At 60.6% G+C, this 25,710-nt stretch carries 23 protein-coding genes; 5 read left to right on the plus strand and 18 right to left on the minus strand.

Annotated features, from left to right (window positions below):
- Positions 1 to 256: 256 nt before the first annotated feature.
- From DD235_RS09725 to DD235_RS09775, 11 genes are all read right to left on the minus strand, one after another.
- Positions 257 to 1,390, minus strand: coding sequence for a porin (locus tag DD235_RS09725; RefSeq protein WP_109061869.1), 1,134 nt, complete (start codon positions 1,388 to 1,390; stop codon positions 257 to 259).
- 231 nt (positions 1,391 to 1,621) lie between these two features.
- Positions 1,622 to 2,698, minus strand: coding sequence for a histidinol-phosphate transaminase (hisC, locus tag DD235_RS09730; protein ID WP_109061870.1), 1,077 nt, complete (start codon positions 2,696 to 2,698; stop codon positions 1,622 to 1,624).
- Positions 2,699 to 4,135 (minus strand): ribosome biogenesis GTPase Der, encoded by a 1,437-nt coding sequence (der, locus tag DD235_RS09735; protein ID WP_109061871.1) that lies wholly within the window; start codon positions 4,133 to 4,135, stop codon positions 2,699 to 2,701.
- Between the two features lie 3 nt (positions 4,136 to 4,138).
- On the minus strand, positions 4,139 to 5,308 hold the full coding sequence (bamB, locus tag DD235_RS09740; RefSeq protein ID WP_109061872.1) for an outer membrane protein assembly factor BamB: 1,170 nt from the start codon (positions 5,306 to 5,308) through the stop codon (positions 4,139 to 4,141).
- Positions 5,309 to 5,342: 34 nt separating this feature from the next.
- Positions 5,343 to 5,984, minus strand: a complete 642-nt coding sequence (locus tag DD235_RS09745) for a YfgM family protein (protein WP_109061873.1) — start codon at positions 5,982 to 5,984, stop codon at positions 5,343 to 5,345.
- Positions 5,985 to 6,034: 50 nt separating this feature from the next.
- On the minus strand, positions 6,035 to 7,339 hold the full coding sequence (gene hisS, locus DD235_RS09750) for a histidine--tRNA ligase (RefSeq protein WP_109061874.1): 1,305 nt from the start codon (positions 7,337 to 7,339) through the stop codon (positions 6,035 to 6,037).
- Positions 7,336 to 8,679, minus strand: a complete 1,344-nt coding sequence (gene ispG, locus DD235_RS09755; RefSeq protein WP_109061962.1) for a flavodoxin-dependent (E)-4-hydroxy-3-methylbut-2-enyl-diphosphate synthase — start codon at positions 8,677 to 8,679, stop codon at positions 7,336 to 7,338. The genes hisS and ispG overlap by 4 nt, the downstream gene beginning before the upstream one ends.
- 35 nt (positions 8,680 to 8,714) lie before the next feature.
- The gene (locus tag DD235_RS09760; protein ID WP_109061875.1) at positions 8,715 to 9,200 is read right to left on the minus strand and encodes a helix-turn-helix domain-containing protein; all 486 of its coding nucleotides are present in this window, start codon (positions 9,198 to 9,200) and stop codon (positions 8,715 to 8,717) included.
- On the minus strand, positions 9,197 to 10,348 hold the full coding sequence (rlmN, locus tag DD235_RS09765; protein ID WP_109061876.1) for a dual-specificity RNA methyltransferase RlmN: 1,152 nt from the start codon (positions 10,346 to 10,348) through the stop codon (positions 9,197 to 9,199). Before rlmN ends, DD235_RS09760 begins: the two co-directional genes overlap by 4 nt.
- Positions 10,349 to 10,368: 20 nt before the next feature.
- Positions 10,369 to 10,794 carry a nucleoside-diphosphate kinase gene (gene ndk / locus DD235_RS09770; RefSeq protein ID WP_109061877.1) on the minus strand — a complete coding sequence of 142 codons (426 nt, stop codon included), beginning with the start codon at positions 10,792 to 10,794 and terminating at the stop codon, positions 10,369 to 10,371.
- Positions 10,795 to 10,973: 179 nt separating this feature from the next.
- Positions 10,974 to 11,456: a DUF6097 family protein gene (locus tag DD235_RS09775; RefSeq protein ID WP_109061878.1), complete on the minus strand. Its 483-nt coding sequence runs from the start codon at positions 11,454 to 11,456 to the stop codon at positions 10,974 to 10,976.
- 228 nt (positions 11,457 to 11,684) lie between these two features.
- On the opposite strand from DD235_RS09775, the gene DD235_RS09780 reads away from it, so the two are divergent.
- Genes DD235_RS09780 through DD235_RS09790 form a run of 3 tightly spaced genes read left to right on the plus strand, consistent with a single transcriptional unit; the run spans position 11,685 to position 16,707 of the window.
- Positions 11,685 to 14,582 (plus strand): valine--tRNA ligase, encoded by a 2,898-nt coding sequence (locus tag DD235_RS09780; RefSeq protein WP_162300458.1) that lies wholly within the window; start codon positions 11,685 to 11,687, stop codon positions 14,580 to 14,582.
- 13 nt (positions 14,583 to 14,595) lie between these two features.
- The gene (locus tag DD235_RS09785; protein ID WP_109061963.1) at positions 14,596 to 15,273 is read left to right on the plus strand and encodes a response regulator transcription factor; all 678 of its coding nucleotides are present in this window, start codon (positions 14,596 to 14,598) and stop codon (positions 15,271 to 15,273) included.
- 51 nt (positions 15,274 to 15,324) lie between these two features.
- Positions 15,325 to 16,707, plus strand: a complete 1,383-nt coding sequence (locus DD235_RS09790; protein ID WP_109061880.1) for an ATP-binding protein — start codon at positions 15,325 to 15,327, stop codon at positions 16,705 to 16,707.
- A gap of 41 nt (positions 16,708 to 16,748) precedes the next feature.
- Here the strand turns inward: DD235_RS09790 and trmD are convergent, their stop codons facing one another.
- From trmD to rpsP, 3 genes are read right to left on the minus strand one after another with little or no spacing between them, the layout of a single operon-like run.
- Positions 16,749 to 17,516, minus strand: a complete 768-nt coding sequence (gene trmD / locus DD235_RS09795; protein WP_109061881.1) for a tRNA (guanosine(37)-N1)-methyltransferase TrmD — start codon at positions 17,514 to 17,516, stop codon at positions 16,749 to 16,751.
- Positions 17,517 to 17,537: 21 nt separating this feature from the next.
- On the minus strand, positions 17,538 to 18,092 hold the full coding sequence (gene rimM, locus DD235_RS09800) for a ribosome maturation factor RimM (protein WP_109061964.1): 555 nt from the start codon (positions 18,090 to 18,092) through the stop codon (positions 17,538 to 17,540).
- A gap of 1 nt (position 18,093) precedes the next feature.
- Positions 18,094 to 18,351 (minus strand): 30S ribosomal protein S16, encoded by a 258-nt coding sequence (gene rpsP, locus DD235_RS09805; RefSeq protein WP_109061882.1) that lies wholly within the window; start codon positions 18,349 to 18,351, stop codon positions 18,094 to 18,096.
- 311 nt (positions 18,352 to 18,662) lie between these two features.
- On the opposite strand from rpsP, the gene DD235_RS09810 reads away from it, so the two are divergent.
- Positions 18,663 to 19,442 carry a TadE/TadG family type IV pilus assembly protein gene (locus DD235_RS09810; RefSeq protein WP_109061883.1) on the plus strand — a complete coding sequence of 260 codons (780 nt, stop codon included), beginning with the start codon at positions 18,663 to 18,665 and terminating at the stop codon, positions 19,440 to 19,442.
- Between the two features lie 110 nt (positions 19,443 to 19,552).
- On the opposite strand, the gene ftsB is transcribed toward DD235_RS09810, so the two are convergent.
- From ftsB to DD235_RS09830, 4 genes are read right to left on the minus strand one after another with little or no spacing between them, the layout of a single operon-like run.
- A complete protein-coding gene (gene ftsB, locus DD235_RS09815; protein WP_109061884.1) occupies positions 19,553 to 19,843 on the minus strand; it encodes a cell division protein FtsB in 291 nt (96 codons plus the stop codon).
- Between the two features lie 24 nt (positions 19,844 to 19,867).
- Positions 19,868 to 21,154: a phosphopyruvate hydratase gene (gene eno, locus DD235_RS09820; RefSeq protein WP_109061885.1), complete on the minus strand. Its 1,287-nt coding sequence runs from the start codon at positions 21,152 to 21,154 to the stop codon at positions 19,868 to 19,870.
- 50 nt (positions 21,155 to 21,204) lie between these two features.
- Positions 21,205 to 22,056 (minus strand): 3-deoxy-8-phosphooctulonate synthase, encoded by an 852-nt coding sequence (gene kdsA / locus DD235_RS09825; RefSeq protein WP_109061886.1) that lies wholly within the window; start codon positions 22,054 to 22,056, stop codon positions 21,205 to 21,207.
- A gap of 19 nt (positions 22,057 to 22,075) precedes the next feature.
- Complete coding sequence (locus tag DD235_RS09830; RefSeq protein ID WP_109061887.1) at positions 22,076 to 23,752, minus strand: CTP synthase; 1,677 nt, start codon at positions 23,750 to 23,752, stop codon at positions 22,076 to 22,078.
- 189 nt (positions 23,753 to 23,941) lie between these two features.
- On the opposite strand from DD235_RS09830, the gene DD235_RS09835 reads away from it, so the two are divergent.
- The gene (locus DD235_RS09835; protein WP_162300460.1) at positions 23,942 to 25,588 is read left to right on the plus strand and encodes an electron transfer flavoprotein-ubiquinone oxidoreductase; all 1,647 of its coding nucleotides are present in this window, start codon (positions 23,942 to 23,944) and stop codon (positions 25,586 to 25,588) included.
- Positions 25,589 to 25,710 lie beyond the last annotated feature (122 nt).

The following is a 25,710-nucleotide window of genomic DNA, read 5'->3' on the forward strand; positions in this document are numbered from 1 at the left end:
ACGTATGGGCTTGATTTATGGGCACAATCCAGACAGATGAGAGCGATTGCTTTTTATGATCTGCGCATAAAAAACAAATATTTCCTCTACGAGGAACCTGCGCACGACCACACATACCAAGCACCCTCACAACTTCCGAAGAAAAGTTGCCAACAATTCTTCTGGGCAATAAAAAACCGCTCCGAAGAGCGGTTTTTTTCTTCAAGCCAGCGCAAGCACCGGCATCAGACATGCATAGCCAAGCTATGCGTGCTGATTAGAAGCGGTGACGCAGACCCACGATTGCTTGGGTAGCGGTCACGTCCTGGAAGGCGTAGCCCTTGATGTACGAACCGACAGCGTACACATTGGTGCGCTTGGACAGGTCGTAGGTGTAGCCGACGGCGTAGTTGTTTTGCGTCTTGGCATCAACGATCGCATCACGCAGATCGCCCTTGGCCTTCGACTGAGCCCAGCCAGCCATCAGCTTGCCAGCACCCAGCGGAGCGCTCACACCAAAGCTCCAGTTGTTGGCCTTGTAGACATCATTGACCGTCTCGCCATTAGCAAGCACCGTCGTTGCAGCGCGGGTCCGGAGAGCACCAATTTCATCCAGGCGATCACCGTTACCACCACCGTTCAGAGTGCCATTGCGCTCTTGACCAAAACCAGCGTGCAGCTTCACGACTTCGAAGTCGTAGCTAGCAGCCAGGTTCCAGGCCTTGATCTTGTTCGACAGGTTGTCGGCATCAGCTTGCTCGTAGGTAGCAGCCAGACCCAGGGGGCCGTTGCTATACAGCAGACCGGTCGAGATCAGCTTCAGGCTGTTGTCGTCTTGGTCGGTAACATCCCACTCTTGACCATTGACGCCGAACGAGTAACCAGCAGCAAAGGTGAAGCCGGAGAAGCTCGGGCTCACGTAGACGACGGTATCATCAGCACGGACCGTAGCGGCCGAGGTGAAGGTCTCGCCGATGGCAGCATTGGCGAACGAATCACCGAACGGGCTGGCGATGCCGCTGTCAGCGATGAAGCGCGACGACACGTTGGTTTGACGACCGAAGGTCAGCGAACCCCAGCTGTCGTTGGCCAGGCCGATCGTGGCGTTACGACCGAACAGGCGGCCACCTTGAGCTTGTTGACCGTCAGTCAGCGTGAAACCGCTTTCCAGCTGGAACACAGCGCGCAGGCCGTCGCCCAGATCTTCGGAACCACGGAGACCCCAGCGGTTGCCCGACTGAACGCCGTCATACAGACCGGTACGCTTGGTCTTGATGTCGGTGTTCTTGTTCTTGAACTGCGTGTAGCCGATACCGGTGTCGATCAGGCCGTACAGGGTGACAGAAGTTTCTGCGTTGGCGACGCCGGCGAAACCGACGGTCAGAGCAGCAGCAAGCAGAGTCTTTTTCATGTAAGAAATCTCCGTAGATTGAGTAACCAGGGAAGCACATTACAACATGTGTACCGCCACCCCTTCTAACTCCGCGATGGGAAGTTGAGTGCTATTGCATCAAAAATTCACGCGGCTGGCTATTGCTAAGAACTGATAACTTCAATTTCCAGCCGGTTGTGTTGGTTTGCAGCAACACAACCTTTGCACCAACCTGCGAACGCCGCCCGATGCATGACGGCCATATTTCAGTCATTGCGCCAGGATTTCGCCCAGCGTGTCCAGCAAACGTCGACACTCGGCATCCTGGCCCACGGTAATCCGCAGAAAATGCTCGATACGAGGATGCCCGAAGTTCCTGACGATGATGCCGTGCTCACGCAGCGCAGCAGCCAGCGATACACCGCTACGCTTGGGATGCCTTGCAAAAACAAAGTTGGCGCTCGAAGGCAACACCACAAAGCCTTGCTGCTGCAGCCCCTCAACCAGCAGCCCTCTGCTCTTCTGAATGGCTGTGCATATCTTGCGAAAATGCGCCTCATCCTGCAAGGCGGCCATCGCACCAGCCTGCGCAAGCGTATCCAGGGGGTAGGAGTTGAAGCTGTTCTTAACGCGAGCCAGGGCCTCGATCAGTGCCGGATGCCCCACGGCATAGCCCACCCGCAACCCAGCGAGCGCACGCGACTTGGAAAAAGTATGTACGACCAGCAGATTGTGATGCCGCGACAGCAGGCTGACAGCAGACTCCGCACCGAAATCCACGTAGGCTTCATCCACCACGACGACTGCCTGCGGATTGGCGGACACGATGCCGTCGATCTGCTCCAACGTCAGGGCAATACCTGTCGGCGCATTGGGATTGGGCAGAATGATGCCCCCTGCCGGCACACTGCGCGCTGTCGGCAGGTAGTCCCGGGGCTGGATACGGAAGTCTGTATCCAGAGGGACTGTTTCGTACTTGATCCCGTACAGGCCACAGTAGGTCGGATAGAAGCTATAGGTAATATCCGGGAACAGCAACGGACCATCATGCTTGAGCAACGCCTGGAACGCATGGGCAAGCACTTCGTCGGAACCATTACCGACAAAAACCTGCTCGCGCTGCAGGCCATGGTAGCTTGCCAACGCCTGCCGCAAGGCATCGGACTCGGGGTCCGGATAGCGTCGCAAGCCATCGGCGGCAGCCGCCCTGATGGCTTCCAGCGCGCGGAACGAGGGCCCGTAGGGATTTTCGTTGGTATTGAGTTTGAGCAGATTGTGGATCTTGGGCTGCTCTCCCGGTACGTACGGCGTCAGTCCCTGGACAACCGCGCTCCAATAGCGACTCATTCAATTACCTTGTGTATAGGGATTGCGAGAGGATTTGAACTCGATACGCAATGGCGTGCCAGCCAGATCGAACACATCGCGGAACTGGGTCTCGAGATAGCGACGGTACGAATCGCCCACATTATCCAAGCCACTGCCGTGAATGACAATCAGCGGAGGATTCTGCCCCCCCTGGTGCGCGTAGCGCATCTTGGGCCGGAAAATACCTTTTCGCGGTGGCGGTTGTTGCTCGATCGCGGCCTGCAGGGCTCGCGTCAGGCGTGGCGTGGACAGCTTTGCGAAGGCTGCAGCATGGGCCGCCTCGACCGACTTCATCAGACCTTTGATACCCTGATGCTTCAGCGCTGAAATCGTATGCATGCGCGCAAACGACAGGAAGCGGAGCTTGCGTTGGAGCTCACGCTGGATCCATTCCCGTTGATCGCTGTCCAGACCATCCCATTTATTGATGGCCACCACCAGCGCCCGTCCTGTTTCGAGCACAAAACCGGCGATATGGGCATCCTGCTCGGATATCTCGGTCTGCGCGTCGAGCATCAGCACCACGACATTGCTCGCCTCGATGGCCTGCAGCGTCTTGATGACAGAAAACTTTTCGATACTCTCGAAAACCTTGCCACGCTTGCGCAAGCCCGCCGTATCGATCAGGGTATAGGACTTGCCGCCCTGCTCGAATTCAATTTCGATGGCATCGCGCGTCGTGCCGGGCATATCGAACGCAATGACCCGCTCCTCACCCAGTAAACTGTTGATCAGCGTCGACTTGCCGACATTGGGACGGCCCACGAGTGCCAGCTTAATGCGGTGACGCAGCGTAGCCTCGCTGCCCTCCTCGGCTTCGACACCCGCATCGGCGGAAACTTCGCCTGCCTCCAGGGCAGGCTCGGTCTCGCTCCATGCCGGCGCGTCATCCTCGTCCATCTCAGACTCAGGTGCCTCTACCCATGGAGCCAGTGCTTTGTCGAGCAGTTCAGCCACACCATCGCCATGAGCAGATGAAATCGCATAGGGCTGTCCCAGGCCAAGTTCATAAAAATCAGCCGCCGCCACTCCCGTACTCATACCTTCGGCCTTGTTGACCGCCAACAGCACAGTCGGACCGGCGCGTCGCAATTGGCGGGCAATATCGTGATCCTGAGCACTGATGCCAGCCCGGCCATCGACCAGGAAGATCACCACATCGGACTCGACGATGGCCTGCTGGGTCTGGCGGGCCATTTCCTTGAGAATGCCATCCTTGGCAATCGGTTCGAAACCACCCGTATCGACCACCAGATAGGGAACAGGGCCGATGCGTCCGTGACCATAATGCCGGTCACGGGTCAACCCCGGAAAATCCGCCACCAATGCCGCACGGGAACGGGTCAGGCGGTTGAACAGCGTGGATTTGCCCACATTGGGACGCCCCACCAGCGTCACGACAGGATGCATGGCCACGTATTATTCCACCGACAGAAGAGTCAGGTCGCCATCGCCACGCTGCACCAGCACACCATTCGGGGTAGCCTGCAACGGCGAAACAACAGCACCACCGCCGACCGAGATACGCGCCAACTGGCGTCCATCGACTGGCGAAAGAAAATGCACGATACCCTGGTAATCGCCCACGGCAACACTGTCGCCGGTTGCAGCGGGTGCCGAGAGCTGGCGGTTACGCAGAGCATTCTGCCGCCACAGGTTGGCACCACCATCCAGCGCGAAGGCATGCACCTCACCCTGCAAATTGGCCGCATAGGCATTGCGACGATCCACCGTCATGCCCGAGCTGCTCGAAAAATCCTTTGCCCAGCGCAGCGTGCCGCCGGCGGCAACATCAAAGCAGACAACCCGGCCCTGATAGGCCACTGCACACATCAACGGACCAGCCAATTGGGGAGCACCGACGACATCCGTAACGCGTTCAAGATCGCCCGCGCCCTTGGGAATGGCCACCGTGCCTTCCCACTGGACATTACCCGTCGCCGCATCCAGTGCCAGGATCTTGCCTCCGGGCAGGCCAGTCAGCACCATGCCATCGATCATCACCATCTGCGTACCGGCGCGCACGGCCAGTGCCGGGCCCGGACGTTGCACGCTCCAGATCCGCTTGCCGGTCTCGGCATCGAAAGCCTGGATACGATAATCACCGCTGCGTACCACAACGATACCGTTGCCAACAGCAGGTGGAATCGACACTTCGCTGGTGGCATGGGCACGCCATTTTTCCTGGCCGGACGCATCCAGTGCGATGACCTCGCCACGCGGTGAAGCCACGACAACCAGTTGCCCATCGGAACCGACCCCTGCGGTCAAGTCCGTATCGGTATCGATCACCCATTGCTGGCGGCCTGTCGCCAGCTCATACTTGGCGACCTTGCCGTTGGCAGTTGCCGCATAAACATCGGGCCCGACGATGGCAGGTACAAACCCCAGGCCACCACCACTGCCAAACGAAGCCGTCCAAGCCTTGTTGACCACCAGTTCGGGCGCATATTCGGTCAACTTGGCAGGTTCGTAGCGTTCATCAGTGGACGAAAACAGCGAGCAGGCACCCAATGCTGCAATGCCCAGCACGCAGGTCAGGCGCCGTGCGGCACGATAGGTTGGAACCAGATAATCATGCAGTTGCATAGGAATCCTTGATCGACAGAACAGTCCGAGTGCCTCAGGCACCCGTATTGGGCAACGTTTCCAGCTTGAGACGAATCACGGCCGCTTGCGGCTCGCCGCTCCCCAACGCATCAAGTGCCTGTTGCCATGCGGCCCGTGCCTCCTCCGGCTTGCCCTGGGCAGCCAGAATATCGCCGCGACGGTCTTCGAACAGAGCCAGATAGGCTTGGGGTGCATTGACCAGTTGGCCCAGCGCTGCATCATAATCCTTCTGATCCAGCAGCAGGCTGGCTAGATTAAGCCTGGCCACCGGTGCCAGCGCCACATCGCCCGAGGCAATAACCCACTCGAGTTCGGCACGCGCCGCATCCGGTGCACCATTGCGCTGCAACGCATGGGCCGCCGCCAGTGCACCGCGACCGGCATAGGCAGTATCCGCATATTTATCACGCAGCACCTGACTGGCCGAGCGAATGCGATCAACGGACTCCGGCCCCTGACTGGACGAGGCAGACTCCAGCGCCTCGAAATATCCCATTGCCTGATCGGCCTGGTGCCCCTGATACCACTGCCATCCGCGCCAGCCGAGAATGAACAGGGCAATCAACAGCATTATGCCAACGATACCGGCACCGTAGCGCCCCCACCAGGCCTTGAGCGCCTCCAGCTTTTCCTGTTCTTCGAGATCGTGTGCCATACACCTGTCCTAATCAATAATCAGTCTGTCGGGGGAGATGAGCAGGCCTCTCAGGCCAGATGCTCGGCCAGCGCCTGCGCCAGCATGTCGAAAGGAATTCGGGTCTGCTGGCCGGCCAGCGCCTCGCCATCAGGCAACGCATCGGCACGCAGATACTTGACACTGGCCGTACCCTGGGCCAGTTCATCATCACCCAGCACAATGGCGACCGATGCGCCGCTGCCATCAGCTCGCTTGAACTGAGATTTGAAACTGCCCGTTCCGGCATGCACGATCACGGCAAGCCCGGCATCGCGCAGCGACTCGGCAATCCCGGCAGCCTTGCGCTGAGCGGCTTCACCCTGGTGCACAATATAGATCTGGCATTCGGGCACAACCTCGACCGGAACGACCTGGCTCCAGAGGTCGAGCAGGCGTTCCATCCCGATCGCAAAACCGACAGCAGGTGCCGGTTTGCCGCCCAGCAGGCCGATCAGTCCATCATAGCGGCCACCGCCACACACCGTACCCTGGGCACCGAGCCGATCGGTCACCCATTCGAATACGGTCAGGTTGTAGTAATCAAGCCCGCGCACCAACCGGGGATTGAGTGTATAGCCAATGCCGGCATCATCCAGCCGCTGGCAGACGCCCTCGAAGTGGGCGCGCGACTCCGCACCCAGGAAATCGAACAGACGCGGTGCACCATTGGCCATTTCCTGCAGGACCGGATTCTTGGTATCCAGCACGCGCAGCGGATTGCTGTACATGCGGCGCAGGCCATCCTCATCAAGGATATCGCGATGGCGCTCCAGGTATTCGATCAATGCGGCACGGTGCGCGGCACGCTCTTCGCTGGCCCCCAGAGAATTGAGCTCCAGGCGAATATCGTTCAGCCCGAGCAGCTTCCAGAGCCGTGCCAGCATCACGATCATCTCGGCATCGATGTCGGGACCGGACATGCCCAGCGCTTCGACGCTGATCTGGTGGAACTGGCGATAGCGGCCACGTTGCGGGCGCTCATGGCGGAACACCTGACCCATGGTATAGACACGTTGCGGCCGGTCATAGATCAGGTTGTGCTCGATAGCCGCACGCACCGCACCCGCCGTGAATTCGGGTCGCAATGTCAGGGACTCGCCATTGAGGGAGTCCGTGAAGGTATACATTTCTTTCTCGACGATGTCGGTGACTTCGCCGATGCCGCGTGTGAATAGCCGGGTCTGCTCCAACACCGGCGTCCGCATATTGCGGTAGCCATATTGCTGCAGCCAATCGCGCACCAATGCCTCGAAACGCTCCCAGCGTGCGCCCTCGCCGGGCAGGATATCGTTCATGCCGCGAATGGCGGCGACTTTCTGGAAAGTAGTGCTCATGTTGCCTGCGAATCTGCCTGTTTACAGGCGGCCTGTGCGCCATAACGACGCGCCACATAGTCCTCGACAATCGCCTGGAACTCCTCGGCGATGCGCTCACCCTTTAGTGTAACCGTGCGTTCACCATCAACGAATACCGGTGCCGAAGGCACTTCCCCTGTTCCCGGCAGGCTGATACCGATATCAGCATGCCGACTTTCACCCGGCCCGTTCACGACGCACCCCATGACGGCCACGTTCATGTTTTCAACCCCCGGATAGCGGGTCTTCCAGACAGGCATCTGCTGGCGCAGGTAAGTCTGGATACTGTCGGCCAGTTCCTGGAAAAAAGTGCTGCTGGTGCGTCCGCAACCCGGGCAGGCCACCACCATGGGGGTAAAGGCCCGCAAACCCATGCTCTGCAGGATTTCCTGGGCAACAATGGCTTCACGACCACGGTCACCACCCGGCTCGGGCGTCAGGGAAATGCGGATCGTATCGCCAATGCCCTGCTGCATCAGCACCGACAGCGCCGCCGTGGAGGCCACGATGCCCTTGCTGCCCATGCCCGCCTCGGTCAGCCCCAGGTGCAGGGGATAATCGCAGCGTGCCGACAGATCACGATAGACCGAAATCAGATCCTGCACATGACTGACCTTGCAGGACAACACAATGGCGTCCCCCGGCAACCCAAGCTCCTCGGCGCGACGGGCATTGCTGATGGCAGACACCACCAGGGCCTCGCGCATCAATGCCTGAGCCGACCAGGGCTGGCCACGACGGTTGTTGGCATCCATCATGCGAGCCATCAGCTCATGATCGAGGCTACCCCAGTTGACACCGATGCGCACCGGCTTGCCATAACGGCAGGCCACCTCGATCATTTTGGCAAAATTGTCATCCCGACGCTTGCCGCCACCCATATTGCCGGGATTGATACGGTACTTGGAGAGCGCCTGTGCACATTCGGGAAAATCGGACAGCAGCTTGTGGCCGTTGTAGTGGAAATCACCGATCAGGGGCGTATCCACGCCCATACGGTCAAGCTGCTCGCGAATGGCAGGCACTTCGGCAGCGGCTTCCGGGCTGTTGACCGTGATCCGCACCATCTCGGAACCCGCCTGCGTCAACTCCTTGACCTGGATGGCCGTCGCCACGGCATCGGCAGTATCGGTATTGGTCATGGACTGAACCACGACCGGTGCGTCTCCGCCCACCCGGACCCGTCGCCCTCCATGCTGCACGACCACCTGACGGGTCAGGCGTCGGGCCTGTGCGCCGGCCGCATCGGGTTCCGGCGCATGCTCGATGCGAGCTTCCAGCGCCTGCTGGTATGACTGCGCCGCTTCCAAGGATGCCATGTTGTGCACGTCTCCGGACATACGCCGCCCTCCCGTCAGTTGCCTTCGCCCGACCACCAGTCTGCAGGCAGCCAGCCTTGCCAGCTGGCATAGACCAATACCGCGGCGCATACCAGCAACAGGGTAAACAGCCAGACCCAGTTGCCAACCTGGGCACGTTCGCGGATATCGGGTACACCCTTGGCCAGCACGCTTTCACCGAGCCCGGCACCGGTCTTGCCGATCGCCGGCTCCAGCGCCTGCACCAACGCCTGACCGTCAGCCCCCAGGAAGCGGGCATAGTTGCGAATCATGCCACGCAACGCCGTACCCTTGGGCAGGACGTCCCAGCGCTCGTCCTCAAGCGCCTGGATCCGGCTGACCGGATGCTTCATGTAGGCAGAGGCATCCTCCAGGGTCAGCCCCTTGGATTCGCGCAACGCCCTGAAGGCCGCGCCGGCTCCCTGCCCATTATCACTCAGCCCCGTTGCCAGTTGCCTGGACAGAGGCACATCATCCGTGCGTTCAACGCTGCGCGTCATGCTCTAACCTCTTTGATCGGGATGGCAGCACGTGCCCCTGGCATCCGTTCACTGATACGGGTGCGATCGCGCACCTCACCGGCCAACTGCCCACAGGCGGCATCGATATCGTCGCCACGCGTCTTGCGCACCGTGGTGACCACGCCCGCATCCATCAGGATGCCGGCAAAGGCACGCACGCGCGCGGATGGCGAACGCAGCAGGCCGGACTGCGGGAAGGGGTTGAACGGAATCAGGTTGAACTTGCAGTGCAGTTGCCGGGCAATCCGGATCAGTTCCCGTGCATGCTGGTCATCGTCATTGACGCCATCCAGCATGACATATTCGAAAGTAATGAAATCCCGCGGCGCATGATCGAGATAGCGCTCGCAGGCCGCCAGCAGCTCTTTGAGAGGATACTTGCGGTTGAGTGGTACCAGCCGGTCGCGCAGCGCATCGTTGGGCGCATGCAGCGACACAGCCAGCGCCACCGGACAATCCCTGGACAGGCGGTCCATCATCGGGACCACACCCGATGTCGAGACCGTGACCCGGCGACGCGACAGGCCATAGGCATTGTCGTCGAGCATCAGATGCAATGCATTGACCACCTGATCGTAATTGAGCAGAGGCTCGCCCATGCCCATCATGACGACGTTGGTCACCAGCCGGGTATCGGAGCCTTCGCGTACCGGTTCGCCGCTACGGGCCTGCGCCTCGGCCAGCACCCGTCGCGCCCACCAAAGCTGACCGATGATCTCGCTGGTCTGCAGGTTGCGATTGAAGCCCTGGTGTCCGGTCGAGCAGAACGGGCAGCCGACGGTACAGCCCGCCTGACTGGAAATACACAATGTACCCCGGTCGTCTTCGGGGATGAATACGGTTTCGACGGCATTGTTCTGGCCGACATCGAACAGCCACTTGCGCGTGCCATCGGCCGAGAGGTGTTCTGTGACAACCCCCGGCGCGCGTACTGTGCAGTGCGCTGACAGGCTGGCACGGAAATCCCGTGCCAGGTCCGTCATGTCATCGAAGGAATCGACGCCGCGCTGGTGTATCCAGCGCTGCAACTGCCGTGCACGAAAAGGCTTGCCGCCCCACTTTCCGACCAGATCGGACAGTTCGGCGGGCGTCAGCCCCAGGAGATTTTCTCTGACAATATCGTTCACGGCAGGTCTGTCGCAGCCAATCAGCGGCTGTGAATGTTGAACTCGGGGAAGAAGAAAGCGATTTCGTTGCGCGCGGTTTCGGGCGCGTCGGAGCCGTGCACGGCATTGGCATCGATGCTGTCGGCGAAATCGGCGCGGATGGTACCAGCCTCGGCCTTCTTGGGATCGGTGGCCCCCATCAGGTCACGATTTTTCTGGATGGCGTTTTCACCCTCGAGCACCTGCACGAACACCGGACCGGAGATCATGAACTCGACCAGATCCTTGAAGAAGGGGCGTTCGGCATGAACGGCGTAGAAACGCTCGGCATCGGTACGAGACAGTTGCTGCAGACGGGCAGCGACGACCGTCAGGCCGGCCTGCTCAAAACGGGCAACGATCTGGCCGATCACGTTCTTGGCAACGGCATCGGGCTTGATGATGGAAAGCGTACGCTCTACGGACATGGAGAACTCCAGACAGAAACGATCAAAATCGGGGTGGAATCAGGCAGCATGCCTGGCAGGTCCGCCATGCAATCGTTGGTCTGCCTGAAAACAGAGGGATTCCGGGCACTATGCCCAGCCCAACATTCTAGCATGACGGACGCCCGCAGTACGCCCATCTTGCGCAGTCTGTCACACAGTCAGACACCACCAAACGGTGCCGTGGGTTCTGTCTTTTCAAAAAAGGCGTCCACCAAGGCAAGCTTGGCTTCTTCGACCTTGCCGTTCAGCCATTTGAAATAGAAGATCACCCCTGCCACAAGAATGGCCCATGCTCCGACCAGCAGCAGGTTGTTGATCAACCACAGGTTCACCGCCTGCAACAACGCTGCACTGTCGACTCCCACCCCAAGTTTTCTGACAATGCTGTCGAATGCCAACAGCAACCCATAGAACAGAATCGGCAACGCCACCACGCCACTCCAGAGATTGGCCTTGTTGGCCCGCGCATGCAATCCGGTAAAGGCAGCCGTGCCCATGTAGCGATCCAGTTCGACAAGTTGCGGACCGATGTCATCCCGTGAAGCCACAGGCACACGCTGCTGCTCGATACGCCGATGCACCTCTTTCAACACCTCGGCATTATCCAGTACGGTACCGAGACTCTTGATATTTCCAAGCATATTCAATTTCCATCTCAAGAAAAACCACCCCACTGTCGAAGTGGCAGGGAATTTTAAGCCAACACGCACAAATTCATACAAATGATTACACCCCATCAGTGACGGCACCCCCAGTCGAAGCACAACACTTCATCCCTTGCAATCCGTATTCACTTAGAATAATGGGTTGACTTTACAACTGCTGCCACTGCATTCCCTGCCGGCAGCACGATACCCATTTCAGACGCAATGACCTCATCTACCGATCACAACGCCGAACTCTCCAAGAGCTTCGAACCCGCCGAACTGGAAGCCTACTGGTACCCCGAGTGGGAACGCCGGGGCTACTTTGCCGCAGGCCAGCACGTCAGCCCGGCCCAGGCCGGCACGGCAGCTCCTTACGTCATCCAGTTCCCGCCCCCCAATGTGACCGGCACCCTGCACATGGGGCACGCCTTCAACCAGACCATCATGGACGGCCTGATCCGCTACCGGCGCATGGCCGGCGACGACACGGTATTCGTGCCGGGCACCGACCACGCCGGCATCGCCACCCAGATCGTCGTGGAACGCCAGCTCGACGCGCAAAAAATCTCCCGCTATGACCTTGGCCGTGAGAAATTCACCGAAAAAGTCTGGGCCTGGAAAGAGCAATCGGGCTCCACCATCACCCGCCAGGTGCGACGCCTGGGTGCCTCGGCCGACTGGCCTCGCGAATACTTCACCATGGACGAACGTATGTCGCGCGGTGTGGTCGAAACCTTTGTGCGACTCTATCGCCAGGGCCTGATCTATCGCGGCAAGCGGCTGGTCAATTGGGATCCCAAGCTGCTGACTGCCGTTTCCGACCTCGAAGTGCAGATGGAGGAGACCGAAGGCCACCTGTGGCACATCCTCTACCCCTTCGCCGACGGCCCACAGATCATCACCGACAGCGAAGGCAACCGGACCGAACTGCGCGGCCTGACCGTGGCCACCACCCGGCCCGAAACCATGCTCGGCGACAATGCCGTCAGCGTCCATCCCAATGATGCACGCTACAGCCACCTGGTCGGCAAGATGCTCGTCCTGCCGCTGAGCGGGCGTGAAATCCCGATCATCGCCGATGACTTCGTCGATCCGGCATTCGGTACGGGCTGCGTGAAAATCACCGGTGCCCACGACTTCAACGACTATGCCTGCGCACAGCGCCACGATCTGCCGCTGATCAACATCCTGACGCTGGATGCCCGCATCAACGACAACGCCCCCGAGCGGTTCCGGGACCTGGACCGTTTCGACGCCCGCAAGGCCGTAGTAGCGGAACTCGAAACCCAGGGCTGGCTGGTCAAGGTCGACAAGCACACCATGATGCAGCCCAAAGGCGACCGGACCGGCGTCGTCCTTGAGCCCATGCTGACCGACCAGTGGTTCGTGGCCATGAGCAAGGCCGCCCCGGAAGGCACCTTCCATCCCGGCAAAAGCATCACCCAGGTTGCACTCGATGCAGTCGCCAAGGGCGATATCAAGTTCTATCCCGAGAACTGGACCACGACCTACAACCAGTGGCTGGAAAATATCCAGGACTGGTGCATTTCGCGCCAGCTTTGGTGGGGTCACCAGATCCCGGCCTGGCACAGCGAAGACGGCCAGGTATTCGTGGCCCACACAGAAGCAGAAGCGCTGGCCCAGGCTCGCGAAGCCGGCGTGACCGGGCCGCTAACACGCGATGCCGATGTACTGGACACCTGGTTCTCTTCGGCCCTGGTGCCTTTCACCACCATGGGCTGGCCCGACAAGACGCCTGATTTCGAACGCTACCTGCCCTCCAGCGTGCTGGTAACCGGCTTCGACATCATTTTCTTCTGGGTCGCCCGCATGGTCATGATGTCGACCCACCTGACCGGCCAGATCCCTTTCAAGCATGTGTATGTGCACGGCCTGATCCGCGATGTCGACGGCCAGAAAATGAGCAAGTCCAAGGGCAACACACTCGATCCGGTCGACCTCATCGACGGCGTCGACCTCGACACACTGATCCAGAAACGCACCACTGGCCTGATGAACCCGAAACAGGCCGGCGATATCGAGAAAAAAACCCGCAAGACCTATCCCGACGGTATCCCCGCATTCGGCACCGATGCACTGCGCTTTACCATGGCCGCCTATGCCACGCTGGGCCGGAACATCAACTTCGACCTCAAGCGCTGTGAAGGCTACCGCAACTTCTGCAACAAGCTCTGGAATGCGACGCGCTTCGTGCTGATGAACACCGAAGGCCATGCACTTGGTCTGGAGCGAGCCGACAGCCCGGAGGCCTCGCAGGCCGAACTGTCCTTCGCCGATCGCTGGATCATCAGCCTGCTGCAAAAACTGGAAGCCGACATCGAGCGGGGCTTTGCAGACTACCGTTTCGACAACATCGCCAATGCGCTGTACCGCTTTGTCTGGGACGAATACTGCGACTGGTACCTGGAGCTGGCCAAGGTGCAGATCCAGACCGGCACGCCGGCGCAGCAACTGGGCACCCGACGCACCCTGATCCGGGTGCTCGAGGTCACGCTGCGACTGGCACACCCGATCATTCCGTTCATCACCGAGGCGCTGTGGCAGAAGGTATCGCTGGTGGCCGGCAAGCGCCGCGCCGACGAGACCAGCAGCGTCAGCATCCAGCCCTATCCCCAGGCCAATCCTGCCGCCATCGACGAAGCCGCCGAGACCGACATGGCTGAACTCAAGGCACAGATCGAAGCCGTCCGTGCGCTGCGCGGCGAAATGAGCCTGTCACCCGCCCAGCGCGTGCCGCTGATCGCGACCGGCAACCAGAGCGTACTGGCACGCAACCAGGGCTATCTGGCCGCACTGGCCAAGCTGTCCGAAGTGCAGATTGCCGACACCCTGCCCGACCTGGGAGCCCCCGTGCAGGTGGTCGGTGGCAACCGCCTGATGCTGCACGTCGAAATCGACGTGGCTGCCGAGCAGGCACGGCTGGACAAGGAAATCGAACGACTGGAAAAGGAAATCGGCAAGGCCGAAGGCAAGTTGTCGAATGCCAGCTTCGTCGAACGCGCACCAGCCTCCGTCGTTGAGCAGGAAAAAGCACGCCTGGTCCAATTCCAGGACACCCTGGCACGCGTGCGCGAACAGCGCAGCCGACTCAAAGGCTGAGATCATGGCATCCCTGCGTATCCTGCTGGTCGAAGACGATGCCCTGCTGGGCGACGCCATCCAGACCGGCCTGCAACAGGATATGCAGGCCACGATTGACTGGGCCCGCGATACCGCAACAGCCCGCATCAGCCTGGCTCCCGGGCATGAATACCAGGCCGTGCTGCTCGATATCGGCCTGCCCGACGCCTCCGGGCTGCAGGTGCTGAGCCACCTGCGCGACCGCTACGATGCTACGCCCGTACTGATTGTCACTGCGCGCGATCAGGTCAGCGAACGCATCGCCGGGCTGGATGCCGGTGCCGATGACTATGTCGTCAAGCCTTTCCAGCTCGATGAGCTGAGCGCCCGGTTACGTGCCGTGATCCGTCGCAGTCAGCAGGCCGTCACGCCCCAGCTGCAGATTCGCGATATTGTCATCGAGCCCGCACGGCGCCAGGTCTACCGGGCCGGCCGCCTGGTGTCGCTCAGCGAGCATGAGTACCGCACGCTGCTGGCCCTGCTGGAAAGCCGGGGACGCACCCTGGCGCGCGAGCATCTCGAAGATGCCGTCTATGGCAACCACGGCACCATCGAAAGCAATACCGTGGCCGTCTACATCCACCAACTGCGCCGCAAGCTGGGCAACGACCTGATACAGACCGTACATGGCAGCGGCTATCGCATAGATGTGTTGGGCAACGGCGACTGAGGCCTGCCCACACGAAAGGAAGCCTCGCTACCGGCTTCGACTGGAGACCCCATGCACTCGCTGCGACTGAGACTGACACTCAGCCTGTTCCTCACGCTGTTCCTGTTCTGGATAGCCGGCTTTGCCTATCAATCGGTTCAACTCAACCGGACGCAAAGCAGCCAGTGGGACGCCATTCTCCAGGATATCGGCCTGCAAATGCTGGCCACGCTGTCGCATGACGTCCTCTATACCGACGATGCCTCGGCCATGCCCCTAGTGGACCCGGCCGACCTGGGTGCCCTGCCCGCCGAACAGATCACCTTCCAGGTCTGGGAAGTCGGCACGGGCCGCCTGCTGCTGCGCTCGACCACAGCACCGGATACACCACTGAATGCGAACTTCCATACCGGCTTCTCGGTGCACAACCTGCCCGATTCCGGCGGCTGGCGAGTCTACAGCGTTTCCGACAAGGGGCATCGCTTTCAGGTGCAGGTGGCACGCTCCCACGATCTCCTGCGCAAGGATTACCTGCACTGGGTCAAGGGATCGCTGATCTTCACCCTGCTGATCATGCTGCTGCAGATCTTGATTGTCTGGATCGTCGTGCGCCGCTCATTCAAACCGGTGGACAGCATTCGCACCACCCTGCAAACACGTGACCCCTTCGATCTGACACCGCTGCCGCCCACCCGGCTGCCCACCGAACTCAGCCCGCTGATCGAAGCCGTCAACCAATTGCTGCGCCGCCTCAAGACCGCACTCGACCGGGAACGCCACTTCATCGCCGATACGGCACATGAACTGCGCACGCCGCTGGCCGCACTGAGCACGCAGGCCGAGATCGCGGCGCGCAGCCGCAACCCCGAAGACACGGAAAAGGCGCTGCAAAAACTACTGGCCACAGCGCAAACGACCAGCCGCCTAGCCGAGCAATTCCTGGCACAGGCACGCCTGGACACCATCCAGTCCTGCGAAGCTCCCTGCCAGACCGACGTTCCGCTGCACCAGATTGCCACGGTCGTGGCCCGCGACCTCGAGTCGAGCGCCCGTCGCAAGCAACAGCGCATTACGCTGTTGCTGGAGCCCTGCCAGGTAAACGGCCACATGGACGCACTGGGCGTGCTGCTGCGCAATCTGCTGGAAAATGCACTGCGCTACACCCAGGAACAGGGCCGGATCGAACTCATCTGCCGCACAACGCAGGACCAGCGCGTCGAACTCAGTGTTGCCGACAATGGCCCAGGCATTCCCGAAAGCGAATATGAACGCATCTTCGAGCGCTTTTACCGACTGGCCAATACCCCCGTGGCCGGCAGCGGTATCGGCCTGTCGCTGGTGCAGCGGATCGCCCATTGGCACCAGGCGGAGATTCAGTGCAGCACGGGACTGGAAGGCAAGGGATTCAGGATATGCATCCTGTTCGGCATCGTGCAACAGGACACATCAAGGTAGGATCAGGGCGATCGATACGCCCTTAGGTATATCGTCGATACCTAGCACCTGCCGCCGGGCAGGCCAGCAAGCCAACGCTCATCATCTGAGGTCAGCCAACCCTGGCTGCGTGCACGCTCGATCAGGTCGGGACGCCGTTCAGCCGTCAGCGCCAACGACTGTCTGCGCCGCCAGAGCGCAATCTGTGCGTGATGGCCGGACAACAGTTCTGCCGGTACCGACTCGCCCTCATGAATTTCAGGCCGCGTATAGTGTGGACTATCCAGCAGACCCGACAATGCACCATTGAACGAATCGAAGCGTGCCGAGTCAGCATCGTTGAGCACACCAGGCAGCAGCCGCACGACGGCATCCATCAGCGCCATGGCAGGAATCTCGCCTCCCGACAGGACAAAATCGCCCAGCGATAGCTCGATATCCACTTCCCGGTCGATAAAACGCTGATCGATGCCTTCATAACGGCCACAAACCAGAATGGCCCCTTCTCCCTCGGAGAGAGACTGCGCCACGTCCTGATCGAAACGACGGCCCGTGGGCGTGAACAGCACCACCGGCGCACTGCCCTGCGCCGACCCGCGTGCTTGACGGGCCGCAGCGACAGCCTGGCGCAATGGCTCGACCATCATCACCATGCCGGGCCCACCCCCATAAGGGCGATCATCTACAGTACGATGGGCATCCTGCGTGAAATCTCGTGGATTCCAGGGGTGCAGTTGCCAGATCCCCTGGCGATGCGCCCGCCCCGTCACGCCCAGATCCCGAATCGGGTCGAACATGGCAGGAAACAGGGTAATCAAATCGAAACGCATGGCACACCGCCTGGCCTGGACTCAGAAATCGGCAGGCCAGTTGGTATCGATGCGTCTGGCTGCCATATCCACAGCCAGTACATGAGCATCGACAAAGGGCACCAGCGTATCGTTGCTCACCTTGAGCACGGCATGTGCACCATTGTCCATGACCTCGTTCACGGTGCCGAGCGGTACGACTGCCCCGGCATCATCCTGGCCGTACAGAGTACAGCCAATCAGGTCGACCCAGTAATACTCGCCCTCCGCCGGCTGCGGAAAGGCGCTGCGAGGAATATGCACAGTGGCACCGCGCAAGGCATCTGCGCCATCCCGATCAGTACAGCCTGCAATCTGTGCAACCACGCTGGCGCTATGACGCCGCGCAGCCATCACCGTGCAGGCGACGGGAACGACAACAGACGCGGAGGCTTGCGCTGAAGGCGCTATCCACCACGTCTTTGTCTTGAGCAGGATATCGGACTGCTGCGAATGGGGCGCGATCTTGACCCAGCCACGCACACCGTAGGCCGAAAGAATCCGGCCCAGCTCTACCAGATCATCAGGCACCGGCTCGCCGCTGCCTGCTTGAACGATCTCAGGCGGCAGCAACTTGAGCGACTTGCTCTTTGACCAGGCGGACAACGGCCGGCGACAGTTGCGCACCGTTGCTCTTCCAGTATTCCAGGCGGTCCAGCGCAATGCGCAGACGCTCTTGGCCTTCGTTGGCCACCGGGTTATAGAAGCCTACACGCTCAATGAAGCGGCCATCGCGACGATTGCGCGAATCGGCTGCAACGACGTTGTAGAAGGGACGCTTTTTCGAGCCGCCGCGGGACAGGCGAATCACCACCATAGGTAATTCCTTAAAAAAATGTTAGAAAACCGCTAATTCTAGCACATGCATAGCCCATATTGCAGGACCATGCGTACATACAACGCACGAACAGGAAATTGCAGGCATGTATCCGACACCTGCCCTGCGTGGCACCGGCAGCAGTGTAGCGCGAATCGCCCGGCTTGCCTCGTTTGCGCCCATCTGTCGTGTCATGACGACACATCGCCAACCGCACACATCATACACACTCGGGGGTTGTCATTTCTGACAGGCGACAGTCCCGGCGGGAACAGGCAGACTGGCTTTTTCCCTGCCAGGATCACGACACAATGCCCCACTCAATCCGGACACGTCAATGCGGCGTTGGCACACTCGAGTTCACCCTGGCAGCCCTGCCGCTCCTGATCATGGGCATGCTGGTGGCAGAAACCGCGCACTGGCACCAGCAACGCCTGTTGCTGCGCCACGCACTGCACGAGTCGGCACGGACCGGCAGCACTTCAGGAGCCTCACCGGCAGCCATCCACACCACATTTCTCTCCAGCCTGCCCACGCCGTTACGCCAGCGCATGACCGGTTCGGCGACACAATGGCAATTGCGGGTGATATCGCCCTCGACAGACAGCCATGCGGACTTCGACCAGCCCGATCCTGCCCAGGCGCACACCCCTGTCATCCGTCATGATTACCAGCTGGAGCAGCACCGCACCCGGCTGGAGCAAGGCTGGCCGGACGGTCGCGGCCCCCATTCAGGGCAGACCATTTTCGAGGCCAACACGCTGCATCTCGCCCTCGATTACCCGCATCGTCCCTGGCTGCCTGGCCTGCCCACCGTGCCCATCCGCATCGAAGCACAAGCCAGCATGCAGTCGCATGCACGCCACTGGACAGAACAAGGCAGGGCACCATCAACCGGCCAAGACGCACCTGTCCCGCCTGCTGCCGCACCCACGCACTGGCCAGATACAGCCACACCCCCTGCTCAGTCTACCGCAGACACAACCCGCGTCACGACATCGCCCCCAACAGCCGGACAGGCAGATGCCATCACGCATATTGGAGTGGATGATGAGCCATTATGCGGCATTGCATTGTGTTGCGGTACATGAAGGGACGCTATTCAAGCTCTCAGGAAGCATCCCAACACTTGCCTGACAAGCACTTGCCCATACCCCGAGGAACACCCTGGCTCGGAATGCCCCCGTCTCAGCCCAGACGATCAAGGTGCCGACGAAGTGGCATCGGGAAGAATCTGGACGAATATCTCATTCTTGTTTTGCATGCCCAGGTCGATGCGGGCGTGCTCTTCGGCCGCTTCCGTGCCGTCCTGCAGGTCGCTGACCTCGGCAGTCAGTGCTGCATTACGCTGCCGCAGGCCCTCATTGACCTGCTGCAGCGCAGCCAGATCCTCACGCAGCACCCATACCCGTGTCCAGCTGCCATTGCCGAGCCAGAGTGGGTACTGGATCAGCAACAGCAACGTCAGCAGGACGAGCAGGATGGGGCGCAAGATAGATCAGTCCGAGGCTGGCGATCAGCGCAGATTGTAGAACGCTTCGCGACCGGGATAGCTGGCCACTTCGGCCAGCTCTTCCTCGATGCGCAGCAACTGGTTGTACTTGGCCATGCGATCCGAGCGCGACAGCGAGCCGGTCTTGATCTGCATGGCATTGGTTGCCACGGCGATATCGGCGATGGTCGAATCCTCGGTCTCGCCCGAACGGTGCGACACCACGGCCGTATAGCCGGCACGCTTGGCCATCTCGATGGCGGCAAAGGTTTCGGACAGGGTGCCGATCTGGTTGATCTTAATCAGGATGGAGTTGGCCACACCCTGTTCGATGCCCTGCTTGAGAATGCGGGTGTTGGTCACGAACAGGTCATCACCCACCAGTTGCACCTTGCGACCCAGCTGCTCGGTCAGCAGCTTCCAGCCTTCCCAGTCGTTTTCGGCCATACCATCTTCGATGGAGATGATCGGATACTTGTCGACCCAGGTTTCCAGCAGATTGGCAAACTCCTGCGAGGTCAGGCTGATGCCGCCCTCGCCTGCCAGATGATACTTGCCATCGCGGTAGAACTCGGAACTGGCGCAGTCCAGGCCCAGCGCGATCTGCGAACCTGCTTCGTAGCCCGCACGTTCGATGGCGGTCAGGATCAGTTGGATGGCTGCTTCGTGGCTGGCCACGTTGGGCGCAAAGCCACCTTCGTCACCCACGGCAGTGGACATGCCCTGGTCATGAATCAGCTTCTTGAGTGCATGGAACACTTCGGCCCCCATGCGCAGCGCCTCGCGGAAACTGGAGGCTCCCACCGGCAGGATCATGAATTCCTGCAGGTCGAGCGTATTGTTGGCGTGCGCACCACCGTTGATCACGTTCATCATCGGTACCGGCATGCTGACCGGACCGCTGCCACCGAAATAGCGGTACAGCGACAATCCTGCCTCATCGGCAGCGGCACGGGCAACGGCCATGCTGACTGCCAGCATGGCATTGGCCCCCAGGCGATCCTTGTTTTCGGTGCCATCAAGCTCGATCAGCGTGCGGTCGATGAAGGTCTGCTCCTGAGCATCCAGCCCCATCAGCGCTTCGGAAATCTCGGTATTGAGGTTTTCGACTGCATTGAGCACACCCTTGCCAAGGTAGCGCGCCTTGTCGCCATCACGCAGCTCGACGGCCTCGCGCGTGCCGGTGGAGGCACCAGACGGCACCGATGCACGGCCCATCGCGCCGGATTCAAGCAGCACGTCACATTCGACCGTGGGATTGCCGCGAGAATCCAGGATTTCGCGACCGATGATGTCAACAATAGCGCTCATAGGAGTCATTCCTCAAAAAAATTAATCCAGGGTCAGTGCCGCATGCGGCACTAGAAATTCTGTTCCAGCAGCGGACGCTGCTTGACGATGCGATCCAGGGCCACCAGGGACTCAAGCAGCTCGGCCATGCGTGCCAATGGCACGGCATTGGGACCATCGGACAATGCCTGGGCCGGATCCGGGTGGGTTTCCATGAAGAGACCGGCCACGCCGACAGCCACCGCTGCACGCGCCAGCACGGGCACGAACTCGCGCTGCCCGCCGGAAGACGTACCCTGCCCTCCGGGCAGCTGCACAGAGTGGGTGGCATCAAAGACGACCGGGCAGTCGGTCTCGCGCATAATGGCCAGCGAACGCATATCCGAGACCAGGTTGTTGTAGCCAAACGAGGCACCACGCTCGCACACCATGATGGAGCTGCCGTCGCCGCCGGCATCAATGGCTGCCGCGCGCGCCTTGTCGGCGACATGCTTCATGTCATGCGGCGCAAGGAACTGGCCCTTCTTGATATTGACCGGCTTGAGCGTAGCGGCACAGGCACGGATGAAATCCGTCTGCCGACACAGAAAGGCCGGCGTCTGCAAGACATCGACGACGGCTGCGACGTCGGCAACCTGGTTGATGTCATGCACATCAGTCAGCACCGGCACGTCGAGTTCGGCGCGCACGTCGGCGAGGATCTGCAGCCCGGCGTCCTGACCGGGGCCGCGATAGGACGTCCCGGAACTGCGATTGGCCTTGTCGAAGGAGCTCTTGTAGATGAATGGAACGCCCAGCGAGGCGCACAACTCCTTGAGCACGCCCGCCGTATCGAACGCCATCTGCCGGGATTCGATCACGCACGGTCCGGCGATCAGGAAAAAGGGATGTTCCAGGCCTACCGGAAAACCGCACAGTTGCATATCCGCTCCTAGGGATGAATCAGGACACGTCCTGCGATGCTTCACGCTCGCGTGCCGCCTTGCCTGCCTGAAGCTCAATCGCGGCATTCAGGTAACTGGAAAACAGCGGATGCCCGTCACGCGGCGTGGAAGTGAATTCAGGGTGGAACTGCACGCCCATAAACCAGGGGTGATCGGGCAGCTCCATGATTTCTGGCAAATTCTCGGTCGGCGTGCGCGCACTGATGACCAGACCTGCGGTTTCCAGCTTGGGCACATAGACGTTGTTGACTTCGTAACGATGACGATGGCGCTCGTTGACCTCGGGACCATAGATGCGGAAGGCCCGCGTATCCGGCTTGACCGGACAACGCTGCGCCCCTTTGCGCATGGTGCCGCCCAGATCGGAGTCGGCATCGCGATGCTCGACCCGGCCTTCGCGGTCGGTCCACTCATTGATCAGCGCCACGACCGGATGCAGAGTGTCATGGTCGAATTCGGTACTGTTGGCACCACTCAGGCCAGCCTTGTTGCGCGCAAACTCGATCACGGCCAGTTGCATGCCCAGGCAGATGCCCAGGTAGGGCACCTTGTTTTCGCGGGCATAGCGGATTGCGGCGATCTTGCCTTCGGTGCCACGCTTGCCAAAACCGCCCGGCACCAGAATGGCGTCGAGATGGGCCAATTGATCGGTACCGCGCTCCTCGATATCTTCGGAATCGATATACTCGATCACCACCTTGGCACGTGCGTGAATACCCGCATGCTTGAGCGCCTCGGTCAGGGACTTGTAGGATTCGGTCAGATCGACATACTTGCCCACCATGCCGATCAGCACTTCTCGCTCCGGGTTCTCCTGTGCATGAACCAGATCGTTCCACATCGACAGGTCTGCCGCCGGCGGATTGAGGTTGAGTGCTTCGCAGATCAGGTCATCGAACCTCTGGTCGTGCAGCATGGCAGGAATCTTGTAGATCGAATCCACATCCCAGACCGAGATGACGGCATCGGCCGGCACGTTCGAAAACATCGAAATCTTGGCACGCTCATCTTCCGGAATCCGGCGATCGGCCCGGCACAACAGCGCATCAGGCGTGATACCGATCTCGCGCAGGTGCTTGACAGAGTGTTGGGTCGGCTTGGTCTTGAGCTCACCCGCCGACGGAATGTAGGGCACCAGGGTCAGGTGCACGAACGCCGCGTTGCCACGTCCCAGGCGCAGCGCCATCTGACGGGCAGCCTCCAGGAACGGCAGCGACTCGATGTCACCCACCGTACCGCCGATTTCGATGATGGCCACATCCGCCTTGCCGTCCCAGGCCGAGGCAGCACCACGCATGATGAAATCCTGGATTTCGTTGGTGATGTGCGGGATCACCTGCACCGTCTTGCCGAGATAGTCGCCACGGCGCTCCTTGCGCAGCACCGACTCATAGATCCGGCCAGTGGTGAAGTTATTGGCGCGGCGCATCTTGGTGGAGATGAAGCGCTCGTAGTGCCCCAGGTCGAGATCCGTCTCGGCACCGTCTTCGGTCACGAAAACCTCACCATGCTGGAACGGGCTCATGGTGCCCGGATCGACGTTAATGTAGGGATCGAGCTTGAGCATGGTCACCTGCAGACCACGGGACTCAAGGATGGCAGCCAGTGAGGCGGCTGCGATCCCCTTGCCCAGGGAAGACACGACACCGCCAGTCACGAATACGTATTTGGTCATCTTTGGAAACGCCCGTCTGAATCGAGCGTGAACAGGAAATTTGGATTATAACCGGCTTGCCCTGCCTGGGCGATCCCTGAAACGTCCCGTTTCGCTCCCTGCTCCTGCGTGAATCCCCCCTTCGGGAATGGCGAAGCCAGCCGTTGCGCCGGTGCAATACAATGGCGGAAATTTCTAGGAGAGCGGGATATGTCTCAACGCGAGTCGATGGAATACGATGTCGTCATCGTCGGTGGCGGTCCAGGCGGCCTGGCCACGGCCATCCGCCTCAAGCAGCTGGCTGGCGAACGCAACGCCGAGATCAGCGTCTGTGTACTTGAAAAGGGTGCCGAACTGGGTGCGCACATTCTGTCTGGTGCCGTGATGGATCCGGGTGCCCTGACAGAGTTGCTGCCGGACTGGAAAGAAACCGGCGCACCACTGGACACACCCGTCACGGAAGACCGCTTCCTTTTCCTGAGCCAGACAGGCGCACGCAGCACCCCCAACTGGATGCTGCCCGCCTGTTTTCACAACCAAGGCAACTACATTGTCCGCCTGGGCGATGTAGTGCGCTGGCTGGGCGAGCAGGCCGAAGCACTCGGCGTCGATATTTTTCCCGGATTTGCCGCCTGTGAGGTGCTCTATACCGACGACGGCAAGGTACGCGGCGTCGCTACTGGCGATGTGGGCGTGGCCCGCGACGGCAGCCACACGCCGGGCTACCAGCCAGGCATGGAACTGCTAGCCCGCTACACCATCTTTGCCGAGGGCGCGCGCGGCCAGTTGGGCCGCCAGTTGATCGAGCGCTATGGCCTGGACAAGGATGCCGACCCGCAGAGCTATGGCATCGGCATCAAGGAACTATGGGAAATCGACCCTGCCCGCTCGCAGCCCGGCCTGGTGGTCCACACGGCAGGCTGGCCGCTCGACACCGACACCTATGGCGGCTCCTTCCTGTACCACCTCAAGGACAACCTGGTCGCGGTCGGACTGGTCGTCGGACTGGACTACGCCAACCCCTGGCTGTCCCCCTTCGAAGAGTTCCAGCGCTACAAGACGCATCCTGCCATCCGCTCCTTCTTTGAAGGAGGGCGTCGCATTGCCTACGGCGCACGGGCGCTGACTGCCGGCGGCCTGCTGTCGTTACCGAAGCTGGTGTTCCCGGGCGGCGCGCTGGTCGGCTGTGAAGCCGGGTTCATGAATGTTTCCCGTATCAAGGGCAGCCACGCAGCCATCAAGTCCGGCATGATGGCTGCCGAGGCGGCCTTTGACGCACTCACGGCTGATCGCAGCCATGACGACCTGGCAGCCTACCCGGCCGCTTTCCAGCAATCCTGGCTGCATTCGGAACTGCACAAGGCTCGCAACTTCAAGCAGTGGTTCAAGAAGGGCCGCACCATCGCCACGCTAATGACGGGTGTCGAGCAATTGCTGCTGCGCGGCAACGTCCCGTGGACTCTGCATCGCACCAAACCCGACCATGCCTGTCTGCGGCCGGCGGCGGAATGCACCCCGATCGACTATCCCAAGCCTGACGGCGTGCTGACGTTCGATCGGCTGAGCTCGGTCTTTCTCTCGAATACCAACCACGAAGAAAACCAGCCCATCCACCTCACGCTCAAGAATCCGGCAGTTCCGGTTGACGTCAACCTGGCTCGCTATGCCGGTCCGGAAGCCCGCTACTGCCCTGCCGGGGTCTATGAGTTTGTCGCCGGGGAGGATGGTGCGGAACGGCTGCAGATCAATGCCCAGAACTGTGTGCACTGCAAGACCTGTGATATCAAGGATCCGACCCAGAATATCGTCTGGGTTGCGCCGCAAGGCGGCGAGGGTCCGGTCTACTCGGGCATGTAGCCCTTTCTGTCCCGTCAGGGCCGACCTACCGTTTCCCGGCCCTGGCAGGCATGTAAAATGCCACCATCGGCATCCGGCTCCGCTCCGGACATGCCATTGACCCTGCCAGCCTTGTTGCACCA

The organism is Corticimicrobacter populi (assembly GCF_003123725.1).
GTDB classification, from domain to species: domain Bacteria; phylum Pseudomonadota; class Gammaproteobacteria; order Burkholderiales; family Burkholderiaceae_B; genus Corticimicrobacter; species Corticimicrobacter populi.